Genomic DNA, 23,007 nt, shown 5'->3' on the forward strand with positions numbered 1-23,007 from the left:
CTTGCGGGTTTGCTTGCGCTTGCCAGCGTACTCGGCGTCGGCGAAGGTCATCTGCTTCATCGGGAAACTCGGTGGGTGGGGTCGCGGTATTTTGCCAAATCAGAAAGTCTTTTTCAGAGTTTCCCTAGGCGTTTCATTGGCGTATGTCTATCGTCACATCCGAAATGTAGCCGGCGGGCAAGGTGCTTGGAGGGAGGCACGATTTCACATTGAGCTATGCGCAAGACGCGCGGCTTTCGAGGCTGATTATCGCTTTTACAAAGCACATGCATGCAGGGGGTATGCGTGGCTGTATCGCCACGATAGGCAGTGGCTTTCGGAGTCAACTGTAAACCCAAGCCCCCATCGTACGCCCCGTCTAAATAGCGCCGAAATGTTCGCTGCCCTCGATGCGAGACTGGCCGAAGAAGTCCGTCAGTGTGCTGAAGCGCTTTATGCTCTTGCGGGTAAGCCTGTCCGCATCTCGCGTACCAGAATTGGCCGGGAGCTTCATGTTCTGTCTCGCTTCGAAAAGCAGCTCTGCAAGCTTCCTCTCTGTGCAGCAATGCTCGACAAAGTATGTGAATCAATCGAAGGCTTTCACGATAGGCGTCTGCGATGGGCTAGACGCAAATTGCTCTCGGAGGGCAAGCCTGTATCACGTTCTTCGCTCTACCGGGTCGCGAGCATTCGGCCCACGCTGTAATCCAGCCCGCCATTCCCTCCATCTAAAAAACGTTCTGAATTAATTCACCGTGAACACATTGTTTTTCTGTTAATGAAAATTTGCACCTTCCAGAATAGGTCCGGAATACGCATGATCACGATCAGCAAGTAAAATGTACTAACCTGCGAGCAATCGCCATGGGCTGACCTACGCGGGTTATCGATACGTGTGTTGTATTCAAGGAGTACGGTCGCGGCAGGGTTTAAATGAATTCACTACGATTCAAAGTTGAGCGGCTGTGTCATTTCCAAATCCAGGCCGGATACAGAATTTTACGGGTTGCATATATACTGCCCTCGGATGCACGTTCTCTTCGAGCCCTACCTTTAATCGGTAAATGATGTCTGATCTATTATTTTTCCCCGTATCGATGCCGGATGAAATGCTGCACTCTCGTGTCACCCGCTATCACTATCTGTCAGGCAATAGAACCGCGACAGAAACCTACCGCGATTTGTTCGCATCGAAACCCTTTTGCATTGGTGGCATCGTACCCAAGCAGATCGAGAGGCTCGCCCACAGGCTGCCGGGGCAATCGGAGAGCAATCTCGCAGAGCTGATCAGTAGCAACACGACTTTTCCTGCTTACCGACCTTTTCTTGGGGTTAAGCAGGGTCCGGAGAACAACGTAGGACCGCTCGGTTATGACGGGGTGGTACGGGTGCCCCGCAGAGAAGAGTCCACCCATGGCAAGGCTAAGCTTTGTCCTACCTGCGTTCAGGAGGATTTGATTGATCGGGGTTCTGCCTACTGGCATCGATCTCACCAGATACCCGGTGTTGCCGTCTGTTGGCGTCATGGCGACGCATTGATCCATGCCTGCCCCGAGTGCTCTCGCCCGTTCTACCGAAAATTGAAGCTACTTCCCAATCTGACTGAGCCATGCGCGTGCGGCTGGAGCCCCTTAAACAGCGCAGCGACTCACAAGGGCTCAAATCTGGAACAGAAAGTCGCCCTGTTCGCACACGATATCTTGCAACGCAATATTCCTCCGATAGGCAGTACGGTATTAAGTTCGTGCTACGTCCGCCAATGCAAGAAACGCGGATTCATTTTCGGAAAAAATGCGGGTATCGCAAAACTATTCGACAGCATCCAAAGCGCTTACGGCGATGAGCTTTTGTCGCAGATTGATCCAGCCTATAACACCGGGAAGCATGAGCAATGGATCCGGCTCAAATCAGACAAAGGTCAGCTAAATATGCCGCTCGCGCGGCATTTGATCATTGCTCTTCATTTGTTTTCCAGTGCAGATGACTTTGAAGAGGCTCTGAAGAATGAGTCTATCCTGCTGAGTGCCTCTATTTCTCCGCGAGTTCCCAAAGGCGAAGAATCGCATCCTAACCAAAAAACTAGATATCGCCAAAAAATTGAGTTGCTTTTAGCGCTACGTGCCGACGCCGATGTCGAGTACCTCTGGAAGAAAGCGTACAAACCTACGCAATGGATTCTAGAAAATGATAACGCATGGTTAATGGCAAAACTCCGTGCACCTAAAAAAGTTGCAGTTACGGCCGAGAAGTCTGTCGACTCTAGAGACGGCGCGTATGCAGCCCTTATCGAAGCGGGCGTAGATGAGCTATACAAAGTTACGAAAGATCCGAAGAGAGTGAACATTCGGAATTTGCAATCGCTGCTCCCAAGTTCGTTACCTCATGAACTGGATCTGCGCAAGCAGAAGTTTCCCCTTACTTATCAACAGATCAAGATTCATCAAGAGTCAGTATGGCATTTCCGTCTAAGAACTTTGGTGTGGACTGTCTCTGAACTCATCAGGATGAAGCTCCCGGTGAATTACTCGACGGTAAGATTGACCTCAGCGGTAGCAAGCAAGGTTTTCCTGGTTTTTTCCAGTTTCTTCGAGTGGGATCTGGAAAGCTTGGCAAGAACCGGAGTCGACGCGGAGGCCTTGCTCAGATCTACCGGCGTATCGAGGAATTGGGAGGGACCACCGGTTCCAATAAGCTTTTGAGGGCATCTGTATTCCGTCAGCGTCTGCCAACCTCAGGTGATAATAAAAATCCCATCTGGCTCCTAAGCGTAGACGCGGAGCAGGGTCCACCTTTCACATTAGTAACATTCGCGGCAGCTTTCTGAAAGCTTTCACTTGTTACTCTTTAACTCAGAAATAATTGAGCTCTGGAGATAATTATGAAAGCAATGACAGCAATGAAAGGATTTTTTGCCGCTACTATTTTGACCTTATCTGCTTTGGCCATGGCTGAGGGAGGCGGTGACCGCGTTTATGGTCGAATGATGCAAGAGAACCAACAGGCAATGGAACAATACGCCTCAAGAAATGGTAAGACACCTCCTGAAATTGTTCATTATGAATATGGTATGAACCTCGATATCCAGAAGGTCGTCAGTGTCACACAAGCCAATAAAACCTGTGGTATTGCTCCTTCGCGCATGACCTACGAAGACTCTACCGGCAAGCTTAACACCGTGGAATATAAGGTTATGGCCGACAACTGCCCACATGGAAGCTAGACCATGCAAATTATTTAAGCGCAACATAATTTTCCGTTTGTCCGAACAAGCTTACTGCCCGCTGACGTAGAAGTAATTTTCAGGACAGGCTGAAGTTATCCATTTTATGAAATCATCTCTGTCAGTTGAAAGGTTTCTAACGCGCAGTGAAGTATTGCTCAACCACCAGATACATCCCGCCTCCTTGTTTCTCCTTTGGTTTGGGAGGCGGTTTAGGCGCCCTAGTGGCGCCTTTTTTACGTTCAAAATGAGCTATGTCCTCTGCACTGCCATGACCCTGACCATGCAGGAACAAGATTAGAAGATCAGTTTCCGGGGTATTCAGCAATGACGTGGTCTGTGCCTGCTTTGGACAAGCCGATTACCTTATAAGCGTCATGTTTCCCGTCCACTTCCATTCCTGGGGAGCCGGCCGGCATGCCAGGAACGGCGATCCCGAGAAGGTCGTCACGTTTGCTCATCGCAATGATTTGCTCGGCGGGCACGTGACCTTCAACAAACTTTCCATTGATCATTGCTGTGTGGCAGGACGAGAGTCGTGGAGCAACACCGAGATCCTGCTTGACCGCGCTCATGTTGGTTTCTACATGATCAACGACGGTGAAGCCGTTAGCTTCAAGGTGCTGGATCCACTTCTTGCAGCATCCACAGTTAGCGTCACGATGGACGTCGATCGTCAGCGACTCTGCTGCATGACCAGCTGAACTGATAAACAGAGCCGCAAATGCAGCGAGGCGAAGTGCCCGACCGGGACGAAGAAAGTTATTTCGCATGGGTATGTTCCTTCCCATCAGCGTGGGTATGAGTTTTTGGCTGAGTGGCCGGAGTTTCAGGGGCGTCATGTGAAGCCTCCACAACCTGAGGATGGGCGTGTTCGGTACTTTCATCCTGAGAAGGCGCTGCGGCCGCCTCATGGGCATGAGCGCTGTTTCTCTCGCCATGATGGTCGCCTGCTTCGGCTATCTCTTCGGCTGCACTCGCGTCATGATGCCCCGCGACAACGCCTTTTTGGCCCTCATGCTGGCCTTCATGGTTATGCATTTTGCTCTCACCGCCACCGTGTTGATGACCACCGCTGCTGGTTGCTAGAGCTTTGTATTGCTCTGCATCCAATGAAGGCAGTTGCTGGAGAAAAGCGACCATTCCCCATATGTAGGGATCGGCCATGCTTTTACCCCAAGCGGGCATGCCTGTGGATTTGATTCCATGCTTGATGATCCAGAAAGCTGCGGCAGGGTTTCCATCAACGCCCAGTTTTGAAAGATTCGGAGGTGCAGGGTAAAGGCTATTACTTAACTCGGTTCCTGCAATACCCGGAGCCAGATGGCAACCGATGCACATAGAGTTGTAGTTGCCAGCACCTGCGCGGATGAGAGCTTCTTCGCTCAGGTCGGGGACTTTAATGTCGCGTGAGCGCACTTCGATCGAGCGATCCCGAGCGGTGGAAAGTAGCGCGTAAACGGGATCGGAATGTGGTTCATCCGCCCCAACATTGATCACACCAAAATAAACCACGCCGGCACCTGTTATTGCGGCAACCACCCCGGCAGCAGTCAATGTTTTCAATGTTCTTTTCATGTCAGGCCCTCAAAACCACATCCGAATACCGGCGACAAACCGGGCCTCGTTGGCATCCTCTCCTTCATCGCTGGCCAGATCTGCCGTATTGCCGTAGGAGCGGCTCCAGCTAACACCAATGTAAGGGGCAAATTGGCGAACAATCTCATAACGCAATCGGAGCCCTACTTCGGTGTTTGCCAATCCAGACCCAATGCCGCGCTGGGGATCATTTTTTCCGTAAAAATTGGCTTCGGCCGTCGGCTGCAAGATCAGGCGATTGGTCAGCAGAATGTCGTAGTCGCCTTCCAATCGAGCAGCGGTTTGACCGTTCTCACCGATGTAGGCGGTCGCTTCGGCTTCAAAGTTATAGAGGGCCATGCCCTGAATACCGAGCGCTCCCCAAGTTTGTGGTGACCCGGGTTTGAAGTCTTGTCGTACGCCGGTGACGACATCCCACCATGGACCGATGGAGTGCCCCCAAAGTGCTGAGAGTTCAGCGTTTTCCGTTACGCCATTGGTACGTTCGCCTTCCGAGCGCAACCACAGTCGGTCAACGTCACCGCCGATCCATCCTTTTGCATCCCAGGCCAATGCACTACCGTTGTCAGCATCCTGGTACTCAAATTTATCCAGCAGCATGAAGGAATTTAGTTTTTTGTCGTGGACACCATGACCAGCGACATCTGGAAAGGCGGCTGCACGGTCAGCGTCGGTAAGTACGGGGACTGGGGTTCGACTGGTGGTAGTCGCCCCTCCATCCATACTTTCCATTCCGTCCATTTGCCCGTCATCCATACTCATCTTGCTGTGATCCATAGCCCCCATCTTGCTATGGTCCATAGCTCCGATTGAGCCGTGGTCCATCTTGGAGTGATCCATCTCTTCAGCGGCGTGAACCACGACAAAGAAAGCAGGACTGGTAGAGACTGCCAGTGCTATCAACGTTGGGCGTAAAAACTTACTGGTCATGATCTCAATCTGCCTTTTTGGTTTTTTGGTCATGATCCATCGACTCATGGCTCATCTTGCTGTGATCCATTGACCCGTGATCGGGCTTTGACTCGTTTGTCGCAGTTGGAGGCTTGCTCGTTGCTTCCGCAGGAGTAGCAGGTGAATGAACACTACTATCTTCGACTGCCAGCGCCACGGACGAGAGTCCACCCATCAAGCCGACGGCAAAGAGGCAACCGACCAGCGATTTACGATTTAGGTATGTGCTCACAGATCGTCTCCTTTACTCATCAACCCGTACTTCACGGAACATGCCCATTTCCATATGGAAAAGCAGGTGGCAGTGATAGGCCCAGCGACCTAAGGCATCGGCGGTGACTCGATAGCTGCGCTTGGTACCTGGTGGCATGTCGATTGTGTGCTTGCGCACCATGAACTTGCCGTTCTCATCTTCAAGGTCGCTCCACATGCCGTGAAGGTGGATGGGGTGGGTCATCATGGTGTCGTTCACCAGGGTGATACGCAGACGCTCCCCATACTTCAGACGAAGCGGCTCGGCGTCAGAGAATTTGATGCCGTTGAAGGACCACGAAAACTTCTCCATGTGACCGGTCAGATGAAGCTCAATGGTGCGATTGGGCTCGCGACCGTCAGGGTCTTGGAAGGTGCTTTTCAGGTCTGAGTAGGTGAGCACTCGACGACCATTGTTTCGTAACCCGATGCCTGGATCGTTTAGCTTGGGCGTTGGGTTCATGGCTTGCATGTCAACCAACGGGTTGTTGGTTTCGGACGCTGGGTGAGTTTGCATTTCGCCACCCATACCGCCCATCCCTGCCATCTTGCTGTGGTCCATGCCAGCCATGTTGGACATGTCGCCTTTGTCCATTCCCGCCATCTTGCTGTGGTCCATGCCGGCCATGTTGGACATGTCGCCTTTGTCCATTCCCGCCATCTTGCTGTGGTCCATACCGGCCATGTTAGTCATGTCACCGCTGTCCATGCCGGTCATCCCGGTCATGTCACTTTGGTCCATTCCCGCCATTTTGCTGTGGTCCATGCCCGCCATGCCTGACATGTCACCTTGTTTCATATCGCCGCCGCCCATACCAGCCATGCTGCCATGGTCCATGCCCGCCATACCGCCCATACCCATGTCATCCATGGTCAAAAGCGGCCGAGGATCGATCGCAGGTACCTGTGCCTTTAATCCTTCGCGAACTGCCAAGGTTCCACGTGCATAACCGGTTCTATCCATGGACTGGGCGAAGATTGTGTAAGCTTCTTCGCTGGCAGGTTCTACGATCACGTCATACGTTTCTGCCACGGCGATGCGGAATTCATCGACGCTGACTGGTTCGACATGTTGGCCGTCAGCCGCCACAACGGTCATTTTCAAACCAGGGATGCGGACGTCGAAATAGCTCATAGCTGAGCCGTTGATAAAGCGCAGGCGCAGCTTCTCGTCCGGCTTGAAAATACCGGTCCAGTTACCGTTAGGCGCCTGGCCATTCATGAGATAGGTGTAAGTATCCCCACTGACGTCTGCGAGATCAGTGGGGTTCATTTTCATTTCAGCCCACATCTTCCGGTCGGCCACGGCAGCAGACCAACCTTGCTTGCTGACGTCGTCGATAAAGTCGCCCACGGTACGTTTGTGGTGATTGTAGTAGTCCGATTGCTTCTTGAGCTTGGCCATGACGCGACTAGGATCTTCATCGGTCCAGTCAGTCAACATCACCACATAATCGCGGTTGTATTGAAAAGGTTCAGGCTCTTTCGAGTCGATGACGATTGGACCGTAAACGCCTGCCTGCTCCTGCAAACCAGAGTGGCTGTGGTACCAGTACGTACCGTTCTGATGCACCTTGAATTTGTACTCGTACATGCCATCGGGCGCGATGCCATGGAAACTCAAACCCGGTACACCGTCCATATTGGCGGGCAGAATGATCCCGTGCCAATGAATGGAGGTGTCTTGGTCTAGGCGATTTTTCACACGCAGTGTGACCGTCTCGCCTTCGCGCCAGCGCAGCAAAGGTCCGGGCAACGAACCATTGATGGTCATGGCTGTGCGCGGCGAGCCAGTTATGTTTACAGGGGTTTCACCAATAAACAGATCAAATTCGTTACCGGTGAGAACGCTCGGCAGACCAGGACTGGTCACTGCCCATACAGGAGTGCGCCACAGACCCAGGCCGCCGAGAATGCCACCAGCGGCCAGGCCTTTAACGAATGTCCGCCTAGAGGTTTTGGAATGCATGCCGTTTATGTCCGATCAGTCAAAAGGGAAGCCGTGCGAAACAACCAATGAGTTGCTCAAACAGGTGAAGGCACTCTCTCGGGGGGTGTAATGAGCCCGAATGAGCTCGCTCGCCGTCACTAAAAACGAGTTCTTACGGCAAGCGAGCTCAGAAATTGCCACATTTGAACCACCACAGTGATTACATTTCTGTCAGCTTGGGAGCGCAGCAAGCTATTCAGCAATTCTTGTGGTCCGTCGATTTGGCTTGGCTTTCTGCGATGGGAGGTTGGGTGCTTTGCTTTTGGGCTACTTGATACGATTCCATTGAATTATTCCTAGCCGCTTCCATACGTGCGAACGCCCGGTCACCACCGCCTTCAGCCATTGCCAAAGAAGAGACGGTCAGGGCTGCGATGACGAACAAAGTTTTGATGGGGTTCATTTGAATTTCCTCGGATGAGTATTGGTAACCCCCGAATCCACATCAAGTGATGATTCTTAGGGGTGAGCTTAAGGCTCAATAGGACTATAAGACTCATCCCCTGTCAGGAACCTTAGGTGAATATTACAGTTGTGTCAGGTTGCGATATTTCTCTTGAGGAACACGCTATTTAATCCGTAAGGTCTCGATCTTCCAGCGTCACACCGCTATTTACTGAGTATCAGTTTGAGGTGCGTGACTTTGTAAGTTTCCGTTAACTTTCAAGGGGAAGATGTTTTTTTAGTTTCTTTACTGGAACTGCATATCTGAACCTGGATGCACCGCGTCAACACTTAAGTGTTCGATGTTCATGGGAAATAGTAGCGCTACTGAGGGTGATTTAGCGTGAGTATTAATTTTGAGAAAGCGCTTGGCTTCGCAGAAAGAGCGTTAATTTATCGTAGTCAAAGAGCTGAGATCCTGAGTAACAATATCGCAAACGCTGATACGCCGAACTTCAAGGCCCGAGACTTAGATTTTTCTACTGTGCTTGCAAGCCAGACAACAGAAACTCCTGCTACTCCGTTTTATTTGAAAACAACAAATGTAAAACACGTTACCGAAAAAGAATCAGCAGGTGATATTTACGGAGGTGCGTTGCTTTACAGCACACCAGCTCAACCTGCCATTGATCAAAATACTGTCGATCAGCAGGTCGAGGTCGCAAAATACACAGAAAATGGAATACGTTTCGACGCCGCTTTTACTCGGTTGAATGGAGCATTCAAAGGTTTGCTCAAAGCTCTGCGAGGTGATTAGTAGCGCAAGGGCTTGCGAGCGGTAATTGTGGCCGACGCGGCTGCTTCGGTACTCCCTGAGGGTTCACCAAGGGGAGCCCCCTGCATACGGGGCTCTGACTAGGGGCAGGTGTCAGCATTCAAGCGCTGATCTGAGAAGGAAAACCTAACGCCTCGACAGCTTTACGAATCTGCTCTGGGCTTTCGCTGCTTTCAACACTCACCTTACCGGCTGACCGATCCACGGAAACCGTAGCTTCGTTGTCCAGTGACTGAATCGCTTTGGTAATTTTGCTGACGCAACTGCCGCAACCAATGCCTGATACATCTAAGACGAACATGGTTATTCCTCTCGTGCTGAGCGGTCTCTTTTCACCGCACCGACAGCATCAACGTTGACACGATGGCAAGGTCAATAGTTATCTGTTTCGGGTTGTGAGCGTCATTCATGGGTAATTGCACAGTCTGGACCACCCTTTTGCATTTGACCTAACCAGCCATTTGCATCGGATTCGACCAGTACGCTTCTTGGCCATGACCGGCAGAGAACGGCCAAAACCGGACGCTCATCACGAACGTCTGAAGCTTGAAAGCCTGACTGACAGGCCAACACGCACAGCACCTATTAACCCTGCCTTCGCAACCCCTTCTCCAGTTGGTCTCGCCAAAACCCTAGCTCTATAGGGCGGCTTTCCAAACGCCAAGATTAGGAGTAATGTAATACTGACTACATATTAAATAGCTATCTCTACATGAAAAATTGGCTGACTCTGATTCTTGGCTTACCCACCGCTAATGCCACCGAACGCATGCGGGCTTGGCGCGCTTTGAAAGCTTCAGGTGCGGCAGTTTTGCGCGATGGTGCTTACCTGCTGCCTGATACCGGTGTCTGTCGTGAAGCGTTAGCGTCTGTCGAACGCGACATCCTGGCCATCAACGGCACCGCTTACGTCTTGCCCGTCGTCGATTCTCACGGTGAGCGCTTTGTCGAGCTGTTCGACCGTAGCGAGGACTACACCAAGCTACGCACTGAGATCGAAGCATGCCGTGCACAGCTCAATGCTGAGAACGCACTGGCCACCACCAAGCAGATTCGCAAGCTGCGCAAAGCCTACGAACAACTGGTCAACATCGATTACTTTCCAGGTAAGCCGAAGCAGCAAATTAATTTGGCTTTGCAGGAGCTAGAGACAGCGGTTAGCAGGGCCCTGTCTCCGGATGAGCCACACAGCAGCAACCAAACAATAACGCCACTCTATGTTGATGATTATCAGGGACGCGTCTGGGCAACACGCAAGCGTCCCTGGGTCGACCGACTGGCGTGTGCCTGGCTCATTCGTCGCTTCATTGACGCGCAAGCTCAGATCCTCTGGCTGAACACGCCACAGGACTGTCCAGTCGGTGCCCTGGGTTTTGATTTCGATGACGCAACCTTCAGCCATGTTGGTAACCGCGTCACCTTCGAAACCCTACAAGCCAGTTTTGAGCTTCAAGAGCCCGGCCTAAACCGTATCGCCGCATTGGTGCACTACCTCGATATCGGAGGTATCCAGCCGGTGGAGGCTGCCGGTATCGAACGGGTGCTGGCAGGGCTACGTGAAACCATTACCCATGACGACCATCTGCTGGCAGCTGCAAGTGCCATCTTCGATGGCCTGCTCGCCGGGTTCGTGAAAGAGGAGCAACCCAATGAGTAAGGTTTTGGCACCAGAGGTTGAAGAGGATATGTCGAGGCCTGAACCGATTAGTCTGCGTGAGGCGTTCTGGTTCTGGCTGAAGCTCGGCTTCATCAGTTTCGGCGGGCCAGCCGGACAGATCTCGATCATGCACCAGGAGCTGGTGGAACGGCGACGCTGGATTTCCGAGCGCAGATTCCTGCATGCCCTCAATTACTGCATGTTGTTGCCTGGGCCTGAAGCTCAGCAGTTAGCAACCTACATTGGCTGGCTAATGCATCGAACCTGGGGCGGAGTTATTGCGGGTGCTTTGTTTGTACTGCCCTCACTTTTCATCCTGATCGCTCTTTCGTGGATGTATATCGCCTTTGGCGATGTCCCCGCGGTGGCCGGACTTTTCTATGGGATCAAACCCGCCGTAACGGCCATCGTGGTGCAGGCGGCACATAGAATCGGCTCTCGGGCATTGAAGAACAATTGGCTGTGGGCAATAGCGGCGGCTTCATTTACCGCGATCTTTGCATTCAATGTTCCGTTCCCGCTGATCGTCTTGGGGGCCGCGTTAATCGGCTATGTCGGAGGTCGCCTGGCTCCCGAGAAGTTCAGAGCTGGGGGGCATAGCGCCGCCAAAAAGTCCTTCGGCCCAGCCTTGATCGATGACGACACTCCGTCCCCGGAACATGCCCGGTTCAGCTGGTTGAAATTGGCATCGCTCGCACTGATCGGCGCCGTGCTATGGGCTTTGCCGATGGGGATTTTGACCGCCCTCTTTGGTTGGGAAGGAACCTTGACCCAGATGAGCTGGTTCTTTACCAAGGCGGCATTACTGACCTTTGGCGGAGCCTACGCAGTGCTCCCATACGTCTACCAAGGCGCGGTCGGTCACTATGGCTGGCTAACCCCGACGCAGATGATCGACGGGCTGGCTCTGGGGGAAACCACGCCAGGGCCGCTGATCATGGTGGTGGCTTTCGTCGGCTTTGTCGGGGCCTATGTCTTGCAAGTATTCGGTGCCGATCAAGTATTTCTGGCGGGAGCTGTGGCCGCCGCCCTAGTGACCTGGTTCACCTTTCTACCATCGTTCCTGTTCATCCTCGCGGGTGGCCCGCTGGTGGAGTCGACCCACAACGAACTCAAGTTCACGGCACCCCTTACCGCCATTACGGCGGCGGTGGTGGGAGTTATCCTCAATCTGGCGTGTTTCTTCGGCTATCACGTACTTTGGCCGAAAGGCTTCAGCGGTAACCTGGACTGGCCCTCCGCGTTGATCGCGATTGCTGCGGCGATTGCCTTGTTCCGCTTCAAGCGAGGCGTCATTCAGGTACTGATGGCCTGCGCGCTCGTCGGGTTGGCTGTGCATTTGCTGCGCTAGAAAGCATGAATTGATTAGCAATCTTTGGCGGGCATTGGGCTCGCCTGACCACCCAGCCTATTGAGCTAGGCAGGAGGTGTTCCATGAGGTGGATTACCCGTGAACGACCCAAGATCGATCGGGTTGCTTGTCCTTGGCTGATCACTCGCTTTATCGATCCACAGGCCGAGTTCTTGTACGTACCCAGCGGTGATGTGCTGCGGATTGCAGCTGAGAAAGATGCGACACCCTACGACATTCCGGGCGTAGAGCTTACCCATGAGGGTGAGTTGTGCAGCTTCGACGCGTTTGTGAAGAAGTACCAGCTCAATGAGCCCGCCTTGCAGCAGCTCGCGAAGATCGTGCGGGGAGCAGATACCTCTCGTCTGGATCTGACGCCACAATCGGCTGGGCTGTACGCCATCTCACTGGGGCTGTCGCAGCGATATTCCGATGATCATGAAATGCTTTCGCATGGACTGATCCTGTACGACGCGCTTTATGCCTGGTGCAAGGAATGCCAAGGTGAATCGCACAACTGGCCTCCTCAAATGTAAAGAGACCAGCTCGCACTGAAGCCCAGCCTAGCGCTGGGCTTTTGCCGTTTAGTGGCAGTGGTAGTCGTTCGTTTTATGGTTGCGATGGCAACCTTTTGAATCAGTACCACCACTATGCGCGAAGGCAGCAGCGGACGAAATCGAAAGTAAAGCGGCGATCAAAAGGGCAGACAGTTTCATCAGGGCTTGCTCCATGCTCATGTTTTTATACTCGTGAGACCTCTCACGCCTTGCAGAGTATGGCCAATTGCCTTCATCGAGCAAGCAACTTCCTCGCTGTTTCCCTGACATTCGATGAAAGGCTGAGTGCCTATTTCTTGAGCTGTCCCCGCCTCTAGTTTAGGATGTTGTGATATCCCCCTAGGGAGGATATAAGAACATCTATAAACGAGAAACTCGTTGCTCTCTTTCTTCGAGAAATGCTCGACAATCTAGTGGTCACACGCCTCTCCATGTGAGATTTCTCATGCTGAAAATCCTAGCCAACCGCACCTACCGTCATCTCTTTCTCGCCCAAGTAATCGCGCTCGTAGGGACTGGACTCGCCACCGTCGCGCTGGGGCTACTGGCATTCGATCTTGCGGGCGCCCAAGCGGGCGCCGTCCTCGGTACAGCCTTGGCGATTAAAATGACGGCCTACATCGGCGTGGCGCCGATTGCCGCCGCTTTTGCAGAACGCCTACCCCGTCGAGCGATGCTGGTCTCGCTGGATTTGATACGTGCCGTGGTTGCACTGGCGTTGCCGTTCGTGACCGAAGTCTGGCAAATCTATGTGCTGATTTTCGTCCTTCAGTCCGCCTCGGCAGCGTTCACTCCGACGTTCCAGGCGACCATTCCAGACATACTGCCGGATGAGGACGATTACACCCGCGCCTTGTCGCTATCACGTCTCGCCTACGATCTTGAAAGTGTCGCCAGCCCAATGCTCGCCGCCGCGTTGCTGACCGTGATCAGCTTCCATAACCTGTTCGCCGGCACCGTCATCGGGTTCCTTGCCTCAGCGGCCTTGGTCGCCACAGTACTCCTGCCAAAGGCGAAACCGACGCCACGACGCAGCATCTACGAACGAACCACTCGTGGCCTGCGCATATTCCTGGCCACTCCTCGCTTGCGGGGGCTGCTGGCTCTCAATCTGACGGTAGCGGCTGCTAGTGCAATGGTCATCGTCAACACCGTAGTGCTGGTGCAGTCGCGCTTCGCTCTGCCTCAGAGTTCTACGGCATTAGCGCTGGCTGCGTTTGGTGGCGGCTCGATGGTCGCTGCCCTGGTCTTGCCTCGATTGTTGAAAAACATCAAAGACCGAACGGCCATGCTGTTTGGCGGAGGCATATTGGTCGCAGGCTTAGCGGTTGGCATCAACCTGACCACCTACAACTTTCTGCTGCCGCTGTGGATGGTGCTTGGGGTGGGCTACTCCTTGGCCCAGACTCCGAGCGGTCGACTGTTGCGTCGCTCTGCACATGCCGAAGATCGCCCGGCGTTGTTTGCCGCCCAATTTGCGCTATCCCATGCCTGCTGGTTGATTACCTACCCATTGGCGGGATGGCTGGGTGCCAACATCAGCCTCACGGCCTCGTTTGTTGGGCTCGTTGTCGTGGCAGGTAGCGCATTGGCGGTCAGCATCGTGATCTGGCGTCCGGCCCATGATCAAGAGAGTATCAGGCACAGCCATGAGAATCTGTCGGATGACCATACTCACCTGGACGGACACAGCGGCACCGATCATGAACATCCATATGTCATTGATGATCAACATCGTCGCTGGCCGAATAGGTAACCGCGTCAACACCTGCTTTAAGGCTGCTCCAGGCAAACTGCATGATTGGCCGCCAAAATCTGAAGAGACCAGCTCGCCCTGAAAGTCAGCCTGGAGCAGGCCGGTTCCTCGAAGCACTGCCGTGGGAGTACTGCGTGCTGCAAAGCAACGGCAGATATGCACTCCATCGCTCAATCCAGAATTCACGGATCGACTTGAACATGCCGGCTGATCGGTATGTTATTATGTAACTATAAAAATCAATGAGTGATGCCGCCTTGCCTCGCCTCTCTTCCCTTTTGCCCGCCGTGACCCTGACTTGGTTGGTGGCCGCCTCGGCCTTCGCCGAACCCCGTGTTCTAACCAGCATCAAACCGCTGCAACTCATTGCTGCGGCCGTGCAGGACGGTGTCGGGACACCTGATGTGTTACTACCAGCCGGTGCTTCACCTCACCATTACACGTTACGTCCTTCGGACTTGCGTCAGGTAAAAGAAGCAGACCTGGTTTACTGGATCGGGCCAGACTTGGAGGGCTTTCTGCCTACCGTACTTGAGGGCCGAAAGGGCAAGAGCGTGGCTGTGCAGGACATGCAGGGGCTGCACCTAAGGCATTTTGGCGAGGAGCATCGACATGACGACGAGCCTGTCGGAGATCAATCTGAGGGGCATGATGCAAAAGAGCAGGCAACAGAATTGCAGGTCGATAATCATGACCAACTTCATCGACCCGGTGCACTGGATGCCCACCTCTGGCTGAGACCTGAGAATGCACGGTTGATCGCCAAACACATGGCTTCGGATCTGGCTCTTGTCGATCCAGGCAATGCCGCTCGCTACCAAGCAAATCTGGATGCCTTCGAGCAACGCTTAAAAACCCTCGATATCAAACTAAAAGCGCGCCTCAAGCCGCTGGAAGGCAAACCGTTCTTCGTCTTCCACCAGGCTTTCGACTACTTTGAGGAGGCCTACGGATTGCAGCACACTGGAGTTTTCGCAATCAACGCCGAGGTCCCGCCTGGTGCACGCCACGTCGCAGAGATGCGAGAGCGCCTCAAGGCTGCTGGACCTACCTGTATATTTAGCGAACCACCCATGCGTCCACGTCTGGCGCAAACCTTGAGCGATGGCCTGCCAGTGCATTTTGCCGAACTAGATGCGCTGGGCTTTGGTCTAAAACCCTTGTCCAACAACTACGAGCAATTGCTGATGAATCTCAGCGATGGTCTTGCTGGGTGTCTTGATCAACTTTGAAATGGAATTATGCATACGATTGAGCCGAACTGGATGATGATCGGCACAATATTTCGGGCCATAGGTCATCGCCTTTTCAGTGAAGATACGCATCTATGGCTTTGATGGGATTGCCAGACATGTCCTGCGTCAGCTTCTGCGCGGCCTCAATCTCTTGTGGCGTCATTGAAGCGGTAATCCTATCGCGCTCTTCTAACGCAATGCTGTCAGGAGCGCTCGCGGCCGCCAGGCTAAAGAGCGCATAAGCTACCACGTGATTCTGCGGCACCCCATAACCATTGGCGTATAGCACTCCGAGGTTGGATCGAGCGAGGGCTGCCCCCTGCTCGGCAGCGAGGCGATACCACTTGATGGCCTCCTTGAAGTCCTGCGGCACGCCTTTGCCCTGGACGTACATCATTCCGAGGTTGGATTGTGCGGCAGCGTTGCCCTGTTCAGCTAAAGGTCGCCATTCACGTAAAGCGGCGGTGAAATCTCCTCGCTGAAAAGCCGAGAAACCTTCATCGAAACCTGCATAGACCGTGTTCAGAACACCAAGCAGCACAAGGTAAACTGGTACATGGCGGGCGTGCATGGCGAATCCTGATTTTGTCTTGGAGCACTATCGATAATCCTAGCAAAGAATCCACCCGTCACCTTTAAGCCATGATCCGTATACCTACTTAAGGGATGTGCTGGCGTGGCCTCCTCTACCGCGAGCGAGTGAAATTGAAGAATTGCCGCCGCATAAGTGCGAACCACAAGGGCGGCCCAAGGTTGCCGTGCGCTCAGGTACTACTAAATTGAGGTTTTTGGCCAGACCAGTAAATTCGGTTCATGGGCGAGTGCCTTTCCCTTAGCGGCCGAGTCAAAGTTCAACTATGACGCCATACTTTTACCGAGGAAATCAGGAGAATGGCGGCGAGCAACGGGAGGAGATATGTTGTCGGGATCAGACCTAGTAATTGCCCGCCGATGAATGTTCCTATGATGGAACCCGCTGCCATGACCAGTATGAATGGCCGTTGAGCGCGGATTATCGAAAAGCTCTGGTCGCGGCTGTATCGCGTGAAACCCACAATCATTGTGGGCAGGCTCACAGCAAGTGAAAGACTGCCAGCGAGCTTGATGTCAGCACCGAATAGTAGAACGATTGTGGGTATTAACAACTCACCGCCAGCAACCCCCATCAATGCAGCAACTACTCCGATACCGAAGCCAACCACGATCCCGACTATAGCCAGTGTCTCGCCTTGAAGCAGGGCGACCCCAGTTGCGCTTGCCTCATGGCCGAACAGCAAAGCAACAGCGATGCCTACGAGCAGCACTGCTGTGGGATGCAAATAAAGGTTCATCCGTATAAATAAAGTATCGTCCGTATAAATAAAGTTTCATTCTGAGCCTGCATCCGCTATGTTGAGGTCATCGACACAGCGGGGGCAGGCTTTCTCATGTCTGGAACATTCAAGGGGCTGACCCAGGCCCAGATCGATAGAAGGCTCAAGGACGGGCGTGGCCAAGGCCAGGGATCAGACTACAAGCCGTTCATCTACACCAGGGACGTGTCCTCGCTGGGTCGCTCCCACCGCCTGCCTGGCAGCAAGACCCGGCGTTTACACCATCTTCTATCCGATCTTGAACTGGCCATCTTCCTGACCTTGGATCGGTCTCCCCATGTCACCGATATCCGTGAACAGTTTCCGATGCGGGTCGAAGATACGGTGCGCATCGCCGAGGAGCTTGGCCTGCCCCACGGTTGTTACAAGGGTACCCCGCAGGTACTGACCAGCGACTTTCTGGTGGATTTCGAAGATCCTCAGCGCCCGAGCATCGCGATTCAGGCCAAGTACAGTACCGACCTGCAGAAGCCTGAAGTTATCGAGAGGCTTGAGCTTGAAAGGCGCTACTGGCAGGAAAAAGGTATTCCCTGGGTCATCGTCACTGAGCGCGAGGTATCCAAGGTGGCATTTGCCAATATCCAATGGCTCTATCCTGCCCATGCTGAAGGCGACATCGCTCAGGACGATCTCGCCCATTACCAGCAGCTGTTTCTGCTCGAGTTTCAGCGTCACCCAGACCGGAAGCTGACCGCTATTGCCCAAGGACTGGATACCTCCGGCCAGCTGGAGGCCGGTCAGGCGCTCTATTGGCTACGCCAGTTGCTGGCCCGGCACTGTTTCCTTTTCGATCTTGACACTCCTTACCGGGAGCTGAAGCCGAAAGACCTGGTTGCCAACTCTCATCAAATGCATCAGGAGCTGAGCAGTGTTGCCCGTTAATCAGGTGTTCCGGATGGGGGAACTGCGAAAGCGCCTGCTTTGGTCCGGTACCGAGCAGGCAATCTGGATCGATATCGATTCGGACACGGCGTTGCCCGAACCGATATCGATTGTAGAGCTGGAGCGTCTGATCATGGAGCGGGAGCTGGAGAGCATTGCCGATCCCTTCGAGGAAACAGTCCTACGGGAGGTTGAGGAAGGTTCCCTTGATCAGCAGAAGCGTGATGAAGCTTGGGGAATGCTGGCGGATTTTGTGCACGACCCCCAGCTTTTCGTGCGGCGCCCCAGAGGGCTCATTGTCAGAGGCATCATGGAGCGCCATGGTGTCACCAATCAGACGGTGTATAGGTTACTGAGGCGCTACTGGCAGCGAGGCATGTGCAGGAATGCCCTCTTGCCGGACTATGTCAACTCGGGCGCCCGTGGCAAGCGCAGAAAGCCGAACCAGGCCAAGCTGGGCAGGCCTAGAGTGGTGATGGAGGGGAAAGGGAGCAATGTCACGCCGGACATCGAGCGCATTTTTCGCCGGGTCATCGAGGAACGTTTGCTCAAGGAAAAACATCCGTCCATTCCTGATGCCTACGCCGCCGGGCTGAATCTGCTCCGTGCTGTTCTGACGGAGCTGCCGACCTTCGAACTGCCTACATTGGGGCAGTTCCGTTACTTCTATGGGCGCGAATATCACTTCACCGACACCTTGCCATGCAGGGTGTCCGCAGTGGATTTTGCCAAGGACTTCCGACCGCTCAGCAGTACATCGACGACCGAGGCACTGGGGCCCGGATACCGCTACCAGATCGATGCCACCATCGCCGATATCTATCTGGTTTCAGAACATGATCGCAGCCTTATCGTCGGCAGGCCTGTCGTTTACATGGTGATCGACGTGTTCAGCCGCATGGTCGTTGGTATGTACGTCGGATTCGAGGGACCTTCCTGGGTCAGTGCCATGGTGGCATTGGCCAACACGGTCGCCGACAAGGTTGAGTATTGCCGCCAGTATAGCGTGGAGATCGATGCCAGCGACTGGCCGGTCAAAGGCTTGCCGGATGTGGTGCTGGCCGATAAGGGCGAACTGAATGGCACCAAGGTGGAAGCATTTTCCCAAGCCTTCGGCGTTCGCATCGAGAATGCACCGGCCAGGCGAGGAGATGCCAAGGGGATCGTCGAGCGTTATTTCCGGACGGTGCAGGAGCGTTTCAAGCCCTATGCCAGCGGTGTGGTCGAGGACACCACCAGCCGGAAGCGGGGTGGCCACGACTACAGACTTGATGCCAGTCTGACCTTGCCCGAGTTCACCCAGATCATCATTGCCGGCATCCTCTACCACAACAACTTTCATACCTTGAGCAAATACGACAGAACCTCTGGTATGCCGGGCGATCTGCCAGCCATCCCGGTCATGCTGTGGAACTGGGGCTTGGCCAACTTGACCGGCCGGTTACGTACTGCGCCCGAGGAGCTGGTGCGGATAAATCTCTTGCCCCATGAGTCGGCCACGGTTTCGGAGCTGGGAATCAGGCTGTTCGGCTGCTTCTACACCTGCCAGGAAGCAATCAGGGAGGGTTGGTTTCACCGAGGCCAGGCACCATGGCGAAGTACTGTGAGCCTTTGCACTCTGTGCATCACCCGAAAGAAAGCTCACCTGGGGCCAACCATGCCCGGGTGTTCGACTGGAAGCAGCGGATACGCGCGGCCCTAGGCTGATTGCAGAATACACCGCAGTTCGGCTGCGATACATCTTGTCGCGCACTGCGTGCAGCCTCCCCGAAACTGCCCGGAGCCGTGCCAAGGCGATATAGGCCCCTTGGGAGTCGGCAAGACGCATCTGGCCATCGCACTGCGCTATCGGGCGGCGCAGTGCGGCATCAAGACCCGCTTCATCACTGCGGCCGACCTTGGTGCTGCAACTGGGCGCGGACCAGCGTAACCGTCCGGGCATCCCGGCTGGCTTGACCCCGCCAAGCTAAGAGATGGTGGCAGTTCGTGGATGCCGTTTCCCGGGTGCACGCGATCCGAGACCACGCGATCAAGCAGGAAAACGAGCACCTGGGCTTGCCTGACTGACCGCAGGCCGGCGACGACAAGGTGGAAAAGTTCGGCGTGTGGCTCTGGCGGCAACGATCCCGCGAAGGGCGGACGGTGCTTGAGCTGTTGAACGTAAGCGTGCGGGCAAACCGTCTTGCGCGACTATGCCGGATGCCACCTATGCGGCAGCAGCTCTGCAATCTCACTCGCCCGCTGCGTCGGCAACCGTGTCAGCACATCCTTGAGATAGGCATACGGATCGTGCCCATTATTACGGGCCGACTGGATCAAACTCATGATCGCAGCAGCGCACTTGAGCATGCGATCCCGCGCCGAGCATTTGAGAAGGCAACGGGATGAACGCTGGCTGGATAGCCGTGGTTTTCTGGGTATGCAGCCGAATCCATTTGTGGACGAGGTTGGCATTGAGGCTGTAGCCCAAGGCGATGTTTGCGATGGAGGCACCGGGTTCAGAACACTCCTGAATGACCTGGGCCTTGAAAGATTTGCTGTAGGTACGGCGCTGAGGGGGCATGGAAAATCCGCTTGATGGGCCATGGCCTTCGGCGGCGGTGTCGGGAAGGTGTGTTGGCCGGACGGATACTGTTGAACTACGCTGTCTGGGGCAACGGAAGTGTTTCGGCCCGACTCTGGAACGCGATCCGCAGCGACGACTGGGCAATTCCGCACGTTGGCCTGAGCAGCCTCGGGGAAAGCGTCGGCTGGGCGCGCCCAGACGAGTTTCCGCCAAGGAACATGCAGACGAGCAAGGGGCTGCGGGCACTCGGCTACAACGTGAGGATCGGTGTTTGATCGAGGCGCCTGTGGCACACGCAGGCTGACGAGCCAGGCGCTGTCCATGGCCTGATCAGGCCGCCCCGCTGCGCCTTGCCTGAGCAGTTGACCTGCATCAATGGGGCGGGAGATCGCTGTACATTGACTCTTGAAGTTTGTCCTGGTAAGCGCAATATCTTGCAAAGTCTTGCAAGGATTTCCTTGGCCGGAACCGCAAAGCGACGCGATTGGAGAGGGTGAGATGAAAGCGCACCTACAGGTGATTTTCACGCTCGATGAATTGGCTGCGTACTTGAAAGTCGGCAAGCGGACGCTTTATCGGCTCGCCGCGCACGGGGAAATTCCGGCTTTCAAGGTGGGCGGGACGTGGCGGTTTCGTCAAAGTGAAATCGATCAGTGGATCAATGATCAGACCCGAGCCGGAGCAAAGAAGGAGGTGATGCGCAAGCGTGAACAGCAGAAGTCATCCGAGCAGCCCGTGTCGCCTGGGCGCACTGCCCGTCGCAGCAGGCAAAGGGCTTGAGTAACTCGTTTTTCAATTTTTCTGGAGGTATGACATGGACATCGATTTCAAGAAGTTGGCTCCCTGGAACTGGTTCAAGAACGAGCAGCAAGAGCAGCAGACCGCCTCTTCCCTGCCGGTGCAGCGCAATGACCTGCCAGCGGCGAGCGGGCCAGTCAGCCCGATCCTGCAACTGCATCGCGAGATCGACCGGCTGTTCGATGACGCGTTCCGGGGCTTCGGTTTTCCGGCGCTGGCCATGCCGCGGCTGCCATCCGATTGGTCGGGCATGCTGAAGCCGGCCCTGGACATCCAGGAAACCGACAAGCAGTACAAGATTGCCCTGGAAGTGCCCGGTGTCGAGGAAAAGGACATCCAGATCACCCTCGACAACGACGTGCTGGTGGTGCGTGGCGAGAAGCGCCAGGAACAGGAGAAGAAGGAAGGTGGCTTCCACCGTGTGGAGCGCACCTACGGCAGCTTTCACCGCGCCTTGAACCTGCCTGACGACGCCAATCAGGATTCGATCAAGGCATCGTTCAAGAACGGGGTGCTCACGGTCACGATCGACAAGCGCGAGGTCAGCGCGCCGAAGCAGGGACGTTCGATCCCGATCAACAGCTGACGTCGCCGGCTCGTTCGTCACAAGAAAAACCCGGTACGAGACGAGGTGTCGCGGCTCGCGATGCCTCGTCGCCTCAACCTTGTCAACCTGCTCAGGAGCATCAGCATGGCCAGAAAACAATGCCAGGTCTGCGGCCAACCCGCCACCGTGCGGGTGGAAGCCAATCTCAACGGGCGTCACAGCACCATGCTGTTGTGCGACGACCATTACCGCCAACTGGTGCGCCAGCAAAAGCGCACCGTCTCGCCGCTGGAAGCCTTGTTCGGCTCGCGCAGCGGCCTGTTCGAGGACTTCCTCGGCAGTGACTTCTTCCGCATCGGCGACGACGCGACGCCCTTTGCCGCCGATACCGATGACGTGGTCGATGCCGTGTTTGGCGAACCCGCCGCCGCAGGTTCGGGTGCACCGCGCCGGCGCGGCAGTGGGCTGGCCAGCCGCATCAGCGAACAGTCGGAAGCCCTGCTGCAAGAGGCCGCCAAACACGCTGCCGAATTTGGCCGCTCCGAGGTGGATACCGAACATCTGCTGCTGGCGCTGGCCGACAGCGACGTGGTCAAGACCATCCTGGGTCAGTTCAAAATCAAGGTCGATGACCTCAAGCGGCAGATCGAGTCCGAGGCCAAGCGCGGGGACAAGCCGTTCGAGGGCGAGATCGGCGTGTCGCCGCGCGTGAAGGATGCGCTCAGCCGCGCCTTCGTGGCCTCCAATGAACTCGGCCATTCCTATGTCGGTCCGGAGCATTTCCTGATCGGTCTGACCGAGGAAGGCGAAGGGCTGGCCGCCAACCTGCTACGCCGCTACGGCCTGACGCCGCAGGCGCTGCGCCAACAGGTCAGCAAGGTGGTCGGCAAAGGCGCCGAGGATGGCCGCGCCGAGACGCCGACCAACACGCCAGAACTCGACAAGTATTCGCGCGACCTCACCAAGATGGCGCGCGAGGGCAAGCTCGATCCGGTCATCGGCCGTGCGCAGGAGATCGAGACCACCATCGAGGTGCTGGCCCGGCGCAAGAAAAACAACCCGGTGTTGATCGGTG

The 23,007-nt window shown here is 54.9% G+C and carries 25 protein-coding genes and 2 pseudogenes; 15 read left to right on the forward strand and 12 right to left on the reverse strand.

The window, feature by feature from the left end; translation table 11 throughout:
• Window positions 1-136: 136 nt before the first annotated feature.
• The 3 genes from MF6394_RS31725 (at window position 137) to MF6394_RS31735 (ending at window position 3,199) form a co-directional block, all read left to right on the forward strand.
• A complete protein-coding gene (locus MF6394_RS31725; protein ID WP_233100595.1) occupies window positions 137-685 on the forward strand; it encodes a TnsD family Tn7-like transposition protein in 549 nt (182 codons plus the stop codon).
• A gap of 361 nt (window positions 686-1,046) precedes the next feature.
• Window positions 1,047-2,678: a TnsD family Tn7-like transposition protein gene (locus MF6394_RS31730; protein WP_158080547.1), complete on the forward strand. Its 1,632-nt coding sequence runs from the start codon at window positions 1,047-1,049 to the stop codon at window positions 2,676-2,678.
• A 188-nt stretch (window positions 2,679-2,866) separates the two neighbouring features.
• Window positions 2,867-3,199, forward strand: coding sequence for a DUF2790 domain-containing protein (locus MF6394_RS31735; RefSeq protein ID WP_032874284.1), 333 nt, complete (start codon window positions 2,867-2,869; stop codon window positions 3,197-3,199).
• Window positions 3,200-3,504: 305 nt separating this feature from the next.
• Here the strand turns inward: MF6394_RS31735 and MF6394_RS31740 are convergent, their stop codons facing one another.
• From MF6394_RS31740 to MF6394_RS31760, 6 genes are all read right to left on the reverse strand, one after another.
• The gene (locus MF6394_RS31740; protein ID WP_024078245.1) at window positions 3,505-3,972 is read right to left on the reverse strand and encodes a DUF411 domain-containing protein; all 468 of its coding nucleotides are present in this window, start codon (window positions 3,970-3,972) and stop codon (window positions 3,505-3,507) included.
• A complete protein-coding gene (locus tag MF6394_RS31745) occupies window positions 3,962-4,777 on the reverse strand; it encodes a c-type cytochrome (RefSeq protein ID WP_024078244.1) in 816 nt (271 codons plus the stop codon). Before MF6394_RS31745 ends, MF6394_RS31740 begins: the two co-directional genes overlap by 11 nt.
• 9 nt (window positions 4,778-4,786) lie before the next feature.
• On the reverse strand, window positions 4,787-5,761 hold the full coding sequence (locus tag MF6394_RS31750; protein ID WP_019821351.1) for a copper resistance protein B: 975 nt from the start codon (window positions 5,759-5,761) through the stop codon (window positions 4,787-4,789).
• Window positions 5,733-5,981 carry a hypothetical protein gene (locus tag MF6394_RS33570; protein ID WP_154502361.1) on the reverse strand — a complete coding sequence of 83 codons (249 nt, stop codon included), beginning with the start codon at window positions 5,979-5,981 and terminating at the stop codon, window positions 5,733-5,735. The genes MF6394_RS31750 and MF6394_RS33570 overlap by 29 nt, the downstream gene beginning before the upstream one ends.
• Window positions 5,982-5,993: 12 nt before the next feature.
• Window positions 5,994-7,970: a copper resistance system multicopper oxidase gene (locus tag MF6394_RS31755; protein ID WP_078468229.1), complete on the reverse strand. Its 1,977-nt coding sequence runs from the start codon at window positions 7,968-7,970 to the stop codon at window positions 5,994-5,996.
• Window positions 7,971-8,187: 217 nt separating this feature from the next.
• Window positions 8,188-8,394, reverse strand: a complete 207-nt coding sequence (locus tag MF6394_RS31760; protein ID WP_019821356.1) for a co-regulatory protein PtrA N-terminal domain-containing protein — start codon at window positions 8,392-8,394, stop codon at window positions 8,188-8,190.
• A 384-nt stretch (window positions 8,395-8,778) separates the two neighbouring features.
• Here MF6394_RS31760 and flgB point away from each other — a divergent pair, with 384 nt between their 5' ends.
• The gene (gene flgB / locus MF6394_RS31765; RefSeq protein ID WP_019821357.1) at window positions 8,779-9,192 is read left to right on the forward strand and encodes a flagellar basal body rod protein FlgB; all 414 of its coding nucleotides are present in this window, start codon (window positions 8,779-8,781) and stop codon (window positions 9,190-9,192) included.
• 118 nt (window positions 9,193-9,310) lie between these two features.
• On the opposite strand, the gene MF6394_RS31770 is transcribed toward flgB, so the two are convergent.
• Window positions 9,311-9,511: a heavy-metal-associated domain-containing protein gene (locus tag MF6394_RS31770; protein WP_019821359.1), complete on the reverse strand. Its 201-nt coding sequence runs from the start codon at window positions 9,509-9,511 to the stop codon at window positions 9,311-9,313.
• A 411-nt stretch (window positions 9,512-9,922) separates the two neighbouring features.
• Here MF6394_RS31770 and MF6394_RS31775 point away from each other — a divergent pair, with 411 nt between their 5' ends.
• The 3 genes from MF6394_RS31775 (at window position 9,923) to MF6394_RS31785 (ending at window position 12,754) form a co-directional block, all read left to right on the forward strand.
• Entirely contained in the window at window positions 9,923-10,867 is a 945-nt protein-coding gene (locus tag MF6394_RS31775) for a chromate resistance protein ChrB domain-containing protein (protein WP_078468230.1), read from the forward strand.
• The gene (gene chrA, locus MF6394_RS31780; protein ID WP_019821362.1) at window positions 10,860-12,218 is read left to right on the forward strand and encodes a chromate efflux transporter; all 1,359 of its coding nucleotides are present in this window, start codon (window positions 10,860-10,862) and stop codon (window positions 12,216-12,218) included. The genes MF6394_RS31775 and chrA overlap by 8 nt, the downstream gene beginning before the upstream one ends.
• Before the next feature lie 83 nt (window positions 12,219-12,301).
• The gene (locus MF6394_RS31785) at window positions 12,302-12,754 is read left to right on the forward strand and encodes a chromate resistance protein ChrB domain-containing protein (protein ID WP_019821364.1); all 453 of its coding nucleotides are present in this window, start codon (window positions 12,302-12,304) and stop codon (window positions 12,752-12,754) included.
• A 48-nt stretch (window positions 12,755-12,802) separates the two neighbouring features.
• Here the strand turns inward: MF6394_RS31785 and MF6394_RS33575 are convergent, their stop codons facing one another.
• Window positions 12,803-12,934: a YHYH domain-containing protein gene (locus MF6394_RS33575; RefSeq protein WP_094030665.1), complete on the reverse strand. Its 132-nt coding sequence runs from the start codon at window positions 12,932-12,934 to the stop codon at window positions 12,803-12,805.
• Window positions 12,935-13,220: 286 nt separating this feature from the next.
• On the opposite strand from MF6394_RS33575, the gene MF6394_RS31790 reads away from it, so the two are divergent.
• Both MF6394_RS31790 and znuA read left to right on the forward strand, forming a co-directional pair.
• On the forward strand, window positions 13,221-14,531 hold the full coding sequence (locus tag MF6394_RS31790) for an MFS transporter (RefSeq protein ID WP_019821365.1): 1,311 nt from the start codon (window positions 13,221-13,223) through the stop codon (window positions 14,529-14,531).
• A 242-nt stretch (window positions 14,532-14,773) separates the two neighbouring features.
• On the forward strand, window positions 14,774-15,763 hold the full coding sequence (gene znuA, locus MF6394_RS31795) for a zinc ABC transporter substrate-binding protein ZnuA (protein WP_019821367.1): 990 nt from the start codon (window positions 14,774-14,776) through the stop codon (window positions 15,761-15,763).
• 76 nt (window positions 15,764-15,839) lie between these two features.
• Here the strand turns inward: znuA and MF6394_RS31800 are convergent, their stop codons facing one another.
• Window positions 15,840-16,337, reverse strand: a complete 498-nt coding sequence (locus MF6394_RS31800; protein ID WP_019821370.1) for a tetratricopeptide repeat protein — start codon at window positions 16,335-16,337, stop codon at window positions 15,840-15,842.
• A gap of 280 nt (window positions 16,338-16,617) precedes the next feature.
• Entirely contained in the window at window positions 16,618-17,097 is a 480-nt protein-coding gene (locus MF6394_RS31805) for a sulfite exporter TauE/SafE family protein (RefSeq protein WP_202971613.1), read from the reverse strand.
• A 96-nt stretch (window positions 17,098-17,193) separates the two neighbouring features.
• On the opposite strand from MF6394_RS31805, the gene MF6394_RS31810 reads away from it, so the two are divergent.
• The 3 genes and pseudogenes from MF6394_RS31810 to MF6394_RS31820 all read left to right on the forward strand — a co-directional run.
• Window positions 17,194-18,021, forward strand: a complete 828-nt coding sequence (locus tag MF6394_RS31810) for a heteromeric transposase endonuclease subunit TnsA (protein WP_000017067.1) — start codon at window positions 17,194-17,196, stop codon at window positions 18,019-18,021.
• Between the two features lie 13 nt (window positions 18,022-18,034).
• Window positions 18,035-19,723, forward strand: coding sequence for a DDE-type integrase/transposase/recombinase (locus MF6394_RS31815; protein WP_240518114.1), 1,689 nt, complete (start codon window positions 18,035-18,037; stop codon window positions 19,721-19,723).
• Between the two features lie 96 nt (window positions 19,724-19,819).
• A pseudogene (locus MF6394_RS31820) lies at window positions 19,820-19,921 on the forward strand (ATP-binding protein); the annotation flags it as partial.
• Between the two features lie 290 nt (window positions 19,922-20,211).
• Here MF6394_RS31820 and MF6394_RS33580 read toward each other — a convergent pair.
• Window positions 20,212-20,364, reverse strand: a pseudogene (locus tag MF6394_RS33580) (transposase domain-containing protein); the annotation flags it as partial.
• Window positions 20,321-20,584 (reverse strand): transposase, encoded by a 264-nt coding sequence (locus MF6394_RS34040; RefSeq protein ID WP_001446199.1) that lies wholly within the window; start codon window positions 20,582-20,584, stop codon window positions 20,321-20,323. The gene MF6394_RS34040 and the pseudogene MF6394_RS33580, both read right to left, overlap by 44 nt.
• Before the next feature lie 501 nt (window positions 20,585-21,085).
• On the opposite strand from MF6394_RS34040, the gene MF6394_RS31830 reads away from it, so the two are divergent.
• From MF6394_RS31830 to MF6394_RS31840, 3 genes are all read left to right on the forward strand, one after another.
• Window positions 21,086-21,367: a helix-turn-helix domain-containing protein gene (locus MF6394_RS31830; protein ID WP_016782886.1), complete on the forward strand. Its 282-nt coding sequence runs from the start codon at window positions 21,086-21,088 to the stop codon at window positions 21,365-21,367.
• A 34-nt stretch (window positions 21,368-21,401) separates the two neighbouring features.
• Window positions 21,402-21,971, forward strand: a complete 570-nt coding sequence (gene hsp20, locus MF6394_RS31835) for a small heat shock protein sHSP20 (protein WP_034126243.1) — start codon at window positions 21,402-21,404, stop codon at window positions 21,969-21,971.
• 105 nt (window positions 21,972-22,076) lie between these two features.
• Window positions 22,077-23,007, forward strand: a 931-nt coding sequence (locus MF6394_RS31840) for a Clp protease N-terminal domain-containing protein (protein WP_161952189.1), incomplete at its 3' end; no start/stop codon positions are given.

The organism is Pseudomonas sp. MF6394 (genome assembly GCF_002018845.1).
Taxonomy (GTDB): domain Bacteria; phylum Pseudomonadota; class Gammaproteobacteria; order Pseudomonadales; family Pseudomonadaceae; genus Aquipseudomonas; species Aquipseudomonas lactis.

Coding starts and splice junctions, on each gene's coding strand:
- MF6394_RS31830 (WP_016782886.1), top strand. CDS start 21,086: ATGAAAGCGCACCTACAGGTGATTTTCACGCTCGATGAATTGGCTGCG.
- chrA (WP_019821362.1), top strand. CDS start 10,860: ATGAGTAAGGTTTTGGCACCAGAGGTTGAAGAGGATATGTCGAGGCCT.
- MF6394_RS31790 (WP_019821365.1), top strand. CDS start 13,221: ATGCTGAAAATCCTAGCCAACCGCACCTACCGTCATCTCTTTCTCGCC.
- MF6394_RS31735 (WP_032874284.1), top strand. CDS start 2,867: ATGACAGCAATGAAAGGATTTTTTGCCGCTACTATTTTGACCTTATCT.
- MF6394_RS31805 (WP_202971613.1), bottom strand. CDS start 17,097: ATGAACCTTTATTTGCATCCCACAGCAGTGCTGCTCGTAGGCATCGCT.
- MF6394_RS31770 (WP_019821359.1), bottom strand. CDS start 9,511: ATGTTCGTCTTAGATGTATCAGGCATTGGTTGCGGCAGTTGCGTCAGC.
- MF6394_RS31760 (WP_019821356.1), bottom strand. CDS start 8,394: ATGAACCCCATCAAAACTTTGTTCGTCATCGCAGCCCTGACCGTCTCT.
- MF6394_RS31800 (WP_019821370.1), bottom strand. CDS start 16,337: ATGCACGCCCGCCATGTACCAGTTTACCTTGTGCTGCTTGGTGTTCTG.
- MF6394_RS31815 (WP_240518114.1), top strand. CDS start 18,035: ATGGGGGAACTGCGAAAGCGCCTGCTTTGGTCCGGTACCGAGCAGGCA.
- MF6394_RS31755 (WP_078468229.1), bottom strand. CDS start 7,970: ATGCATTCCAAAACCTCTAGGCGGACATTCGTTAAAGGCCTGGCCGCT.
- MF6394_RS31785 (WP_019821364.1), top strand. CDS start 12,302: ATGAGGTGGATTACCCGTGAACGACCCAAGATCGATCGGGTTGCTTGT.
- hsp20 (WP_034126243.1), top strand. CDS start 21,402: ATGGACATCGATTTCAAGAAGTTGGCTCCCTGGAACTGGTTCAAGAAC.
- MF6394_RS31810 (WP_000017067.1), top strand. CDS start 17,194: ATGTCTGGAACATTCAAGGGGCTGACCCAGGCCCAGATCGATAGAAGG.
- MF6394_RS31730 (WP_158080547.1), top strand. CDS start 1,047: ATGTCTGATCTATTATTTTTCCCCGTATCGATGCCGGATGAAATGCTG.
- MF6394_RS31775 (WP_078468230.1), top strand. CDS start 9,923: ATGAAAAATTGGCTGACTCTGATTCTTGGCTTACCCACCGCTAATGCC.
- MF6394_RS31740 (WP_024078245.1), bottom strand. CDS start 3,972: ATGCGAAATAACTTTCTTCGTCCCGGTCGGGCACTTCGCCTCGCTGCA.
- MF6394_RS34040 (WP_001446199.1), bottom strand. CDS start 20,584: ATGCCCCCTCAGCGCCGTACCTACAGCAAATCTTTCAAGGCCCAGGTC.
- znuA (WP_019821367.1), top strand. CDS start 14,774: ATGAGTGATGCCGCCTTGCCTCGCCTCTCTTCCCTTTTGCCCGCCGTG.
- MF6394_RS31750 (WP_019821351.1), bottom strand. CDS start 5,761: ATGACCAAAAAACCAAAAAGGCAGATTGAGATCATGACCAGTAAGTTT.
- MF6394_RS31745 (WP_024078244.1), bottom strand. CDS start 4,777: ATGAAAAGAACATTGAAAACATTGACTGCTGCCGGGGTGGTTGCCGCA.
- MF6394_RS33575 (WP_094030665.1), bottom strand. CDS start 12,934: ATGAAACTGTCTGCCCTTTTGATCGCCGCTTTACTTTCGATTTCGTCC.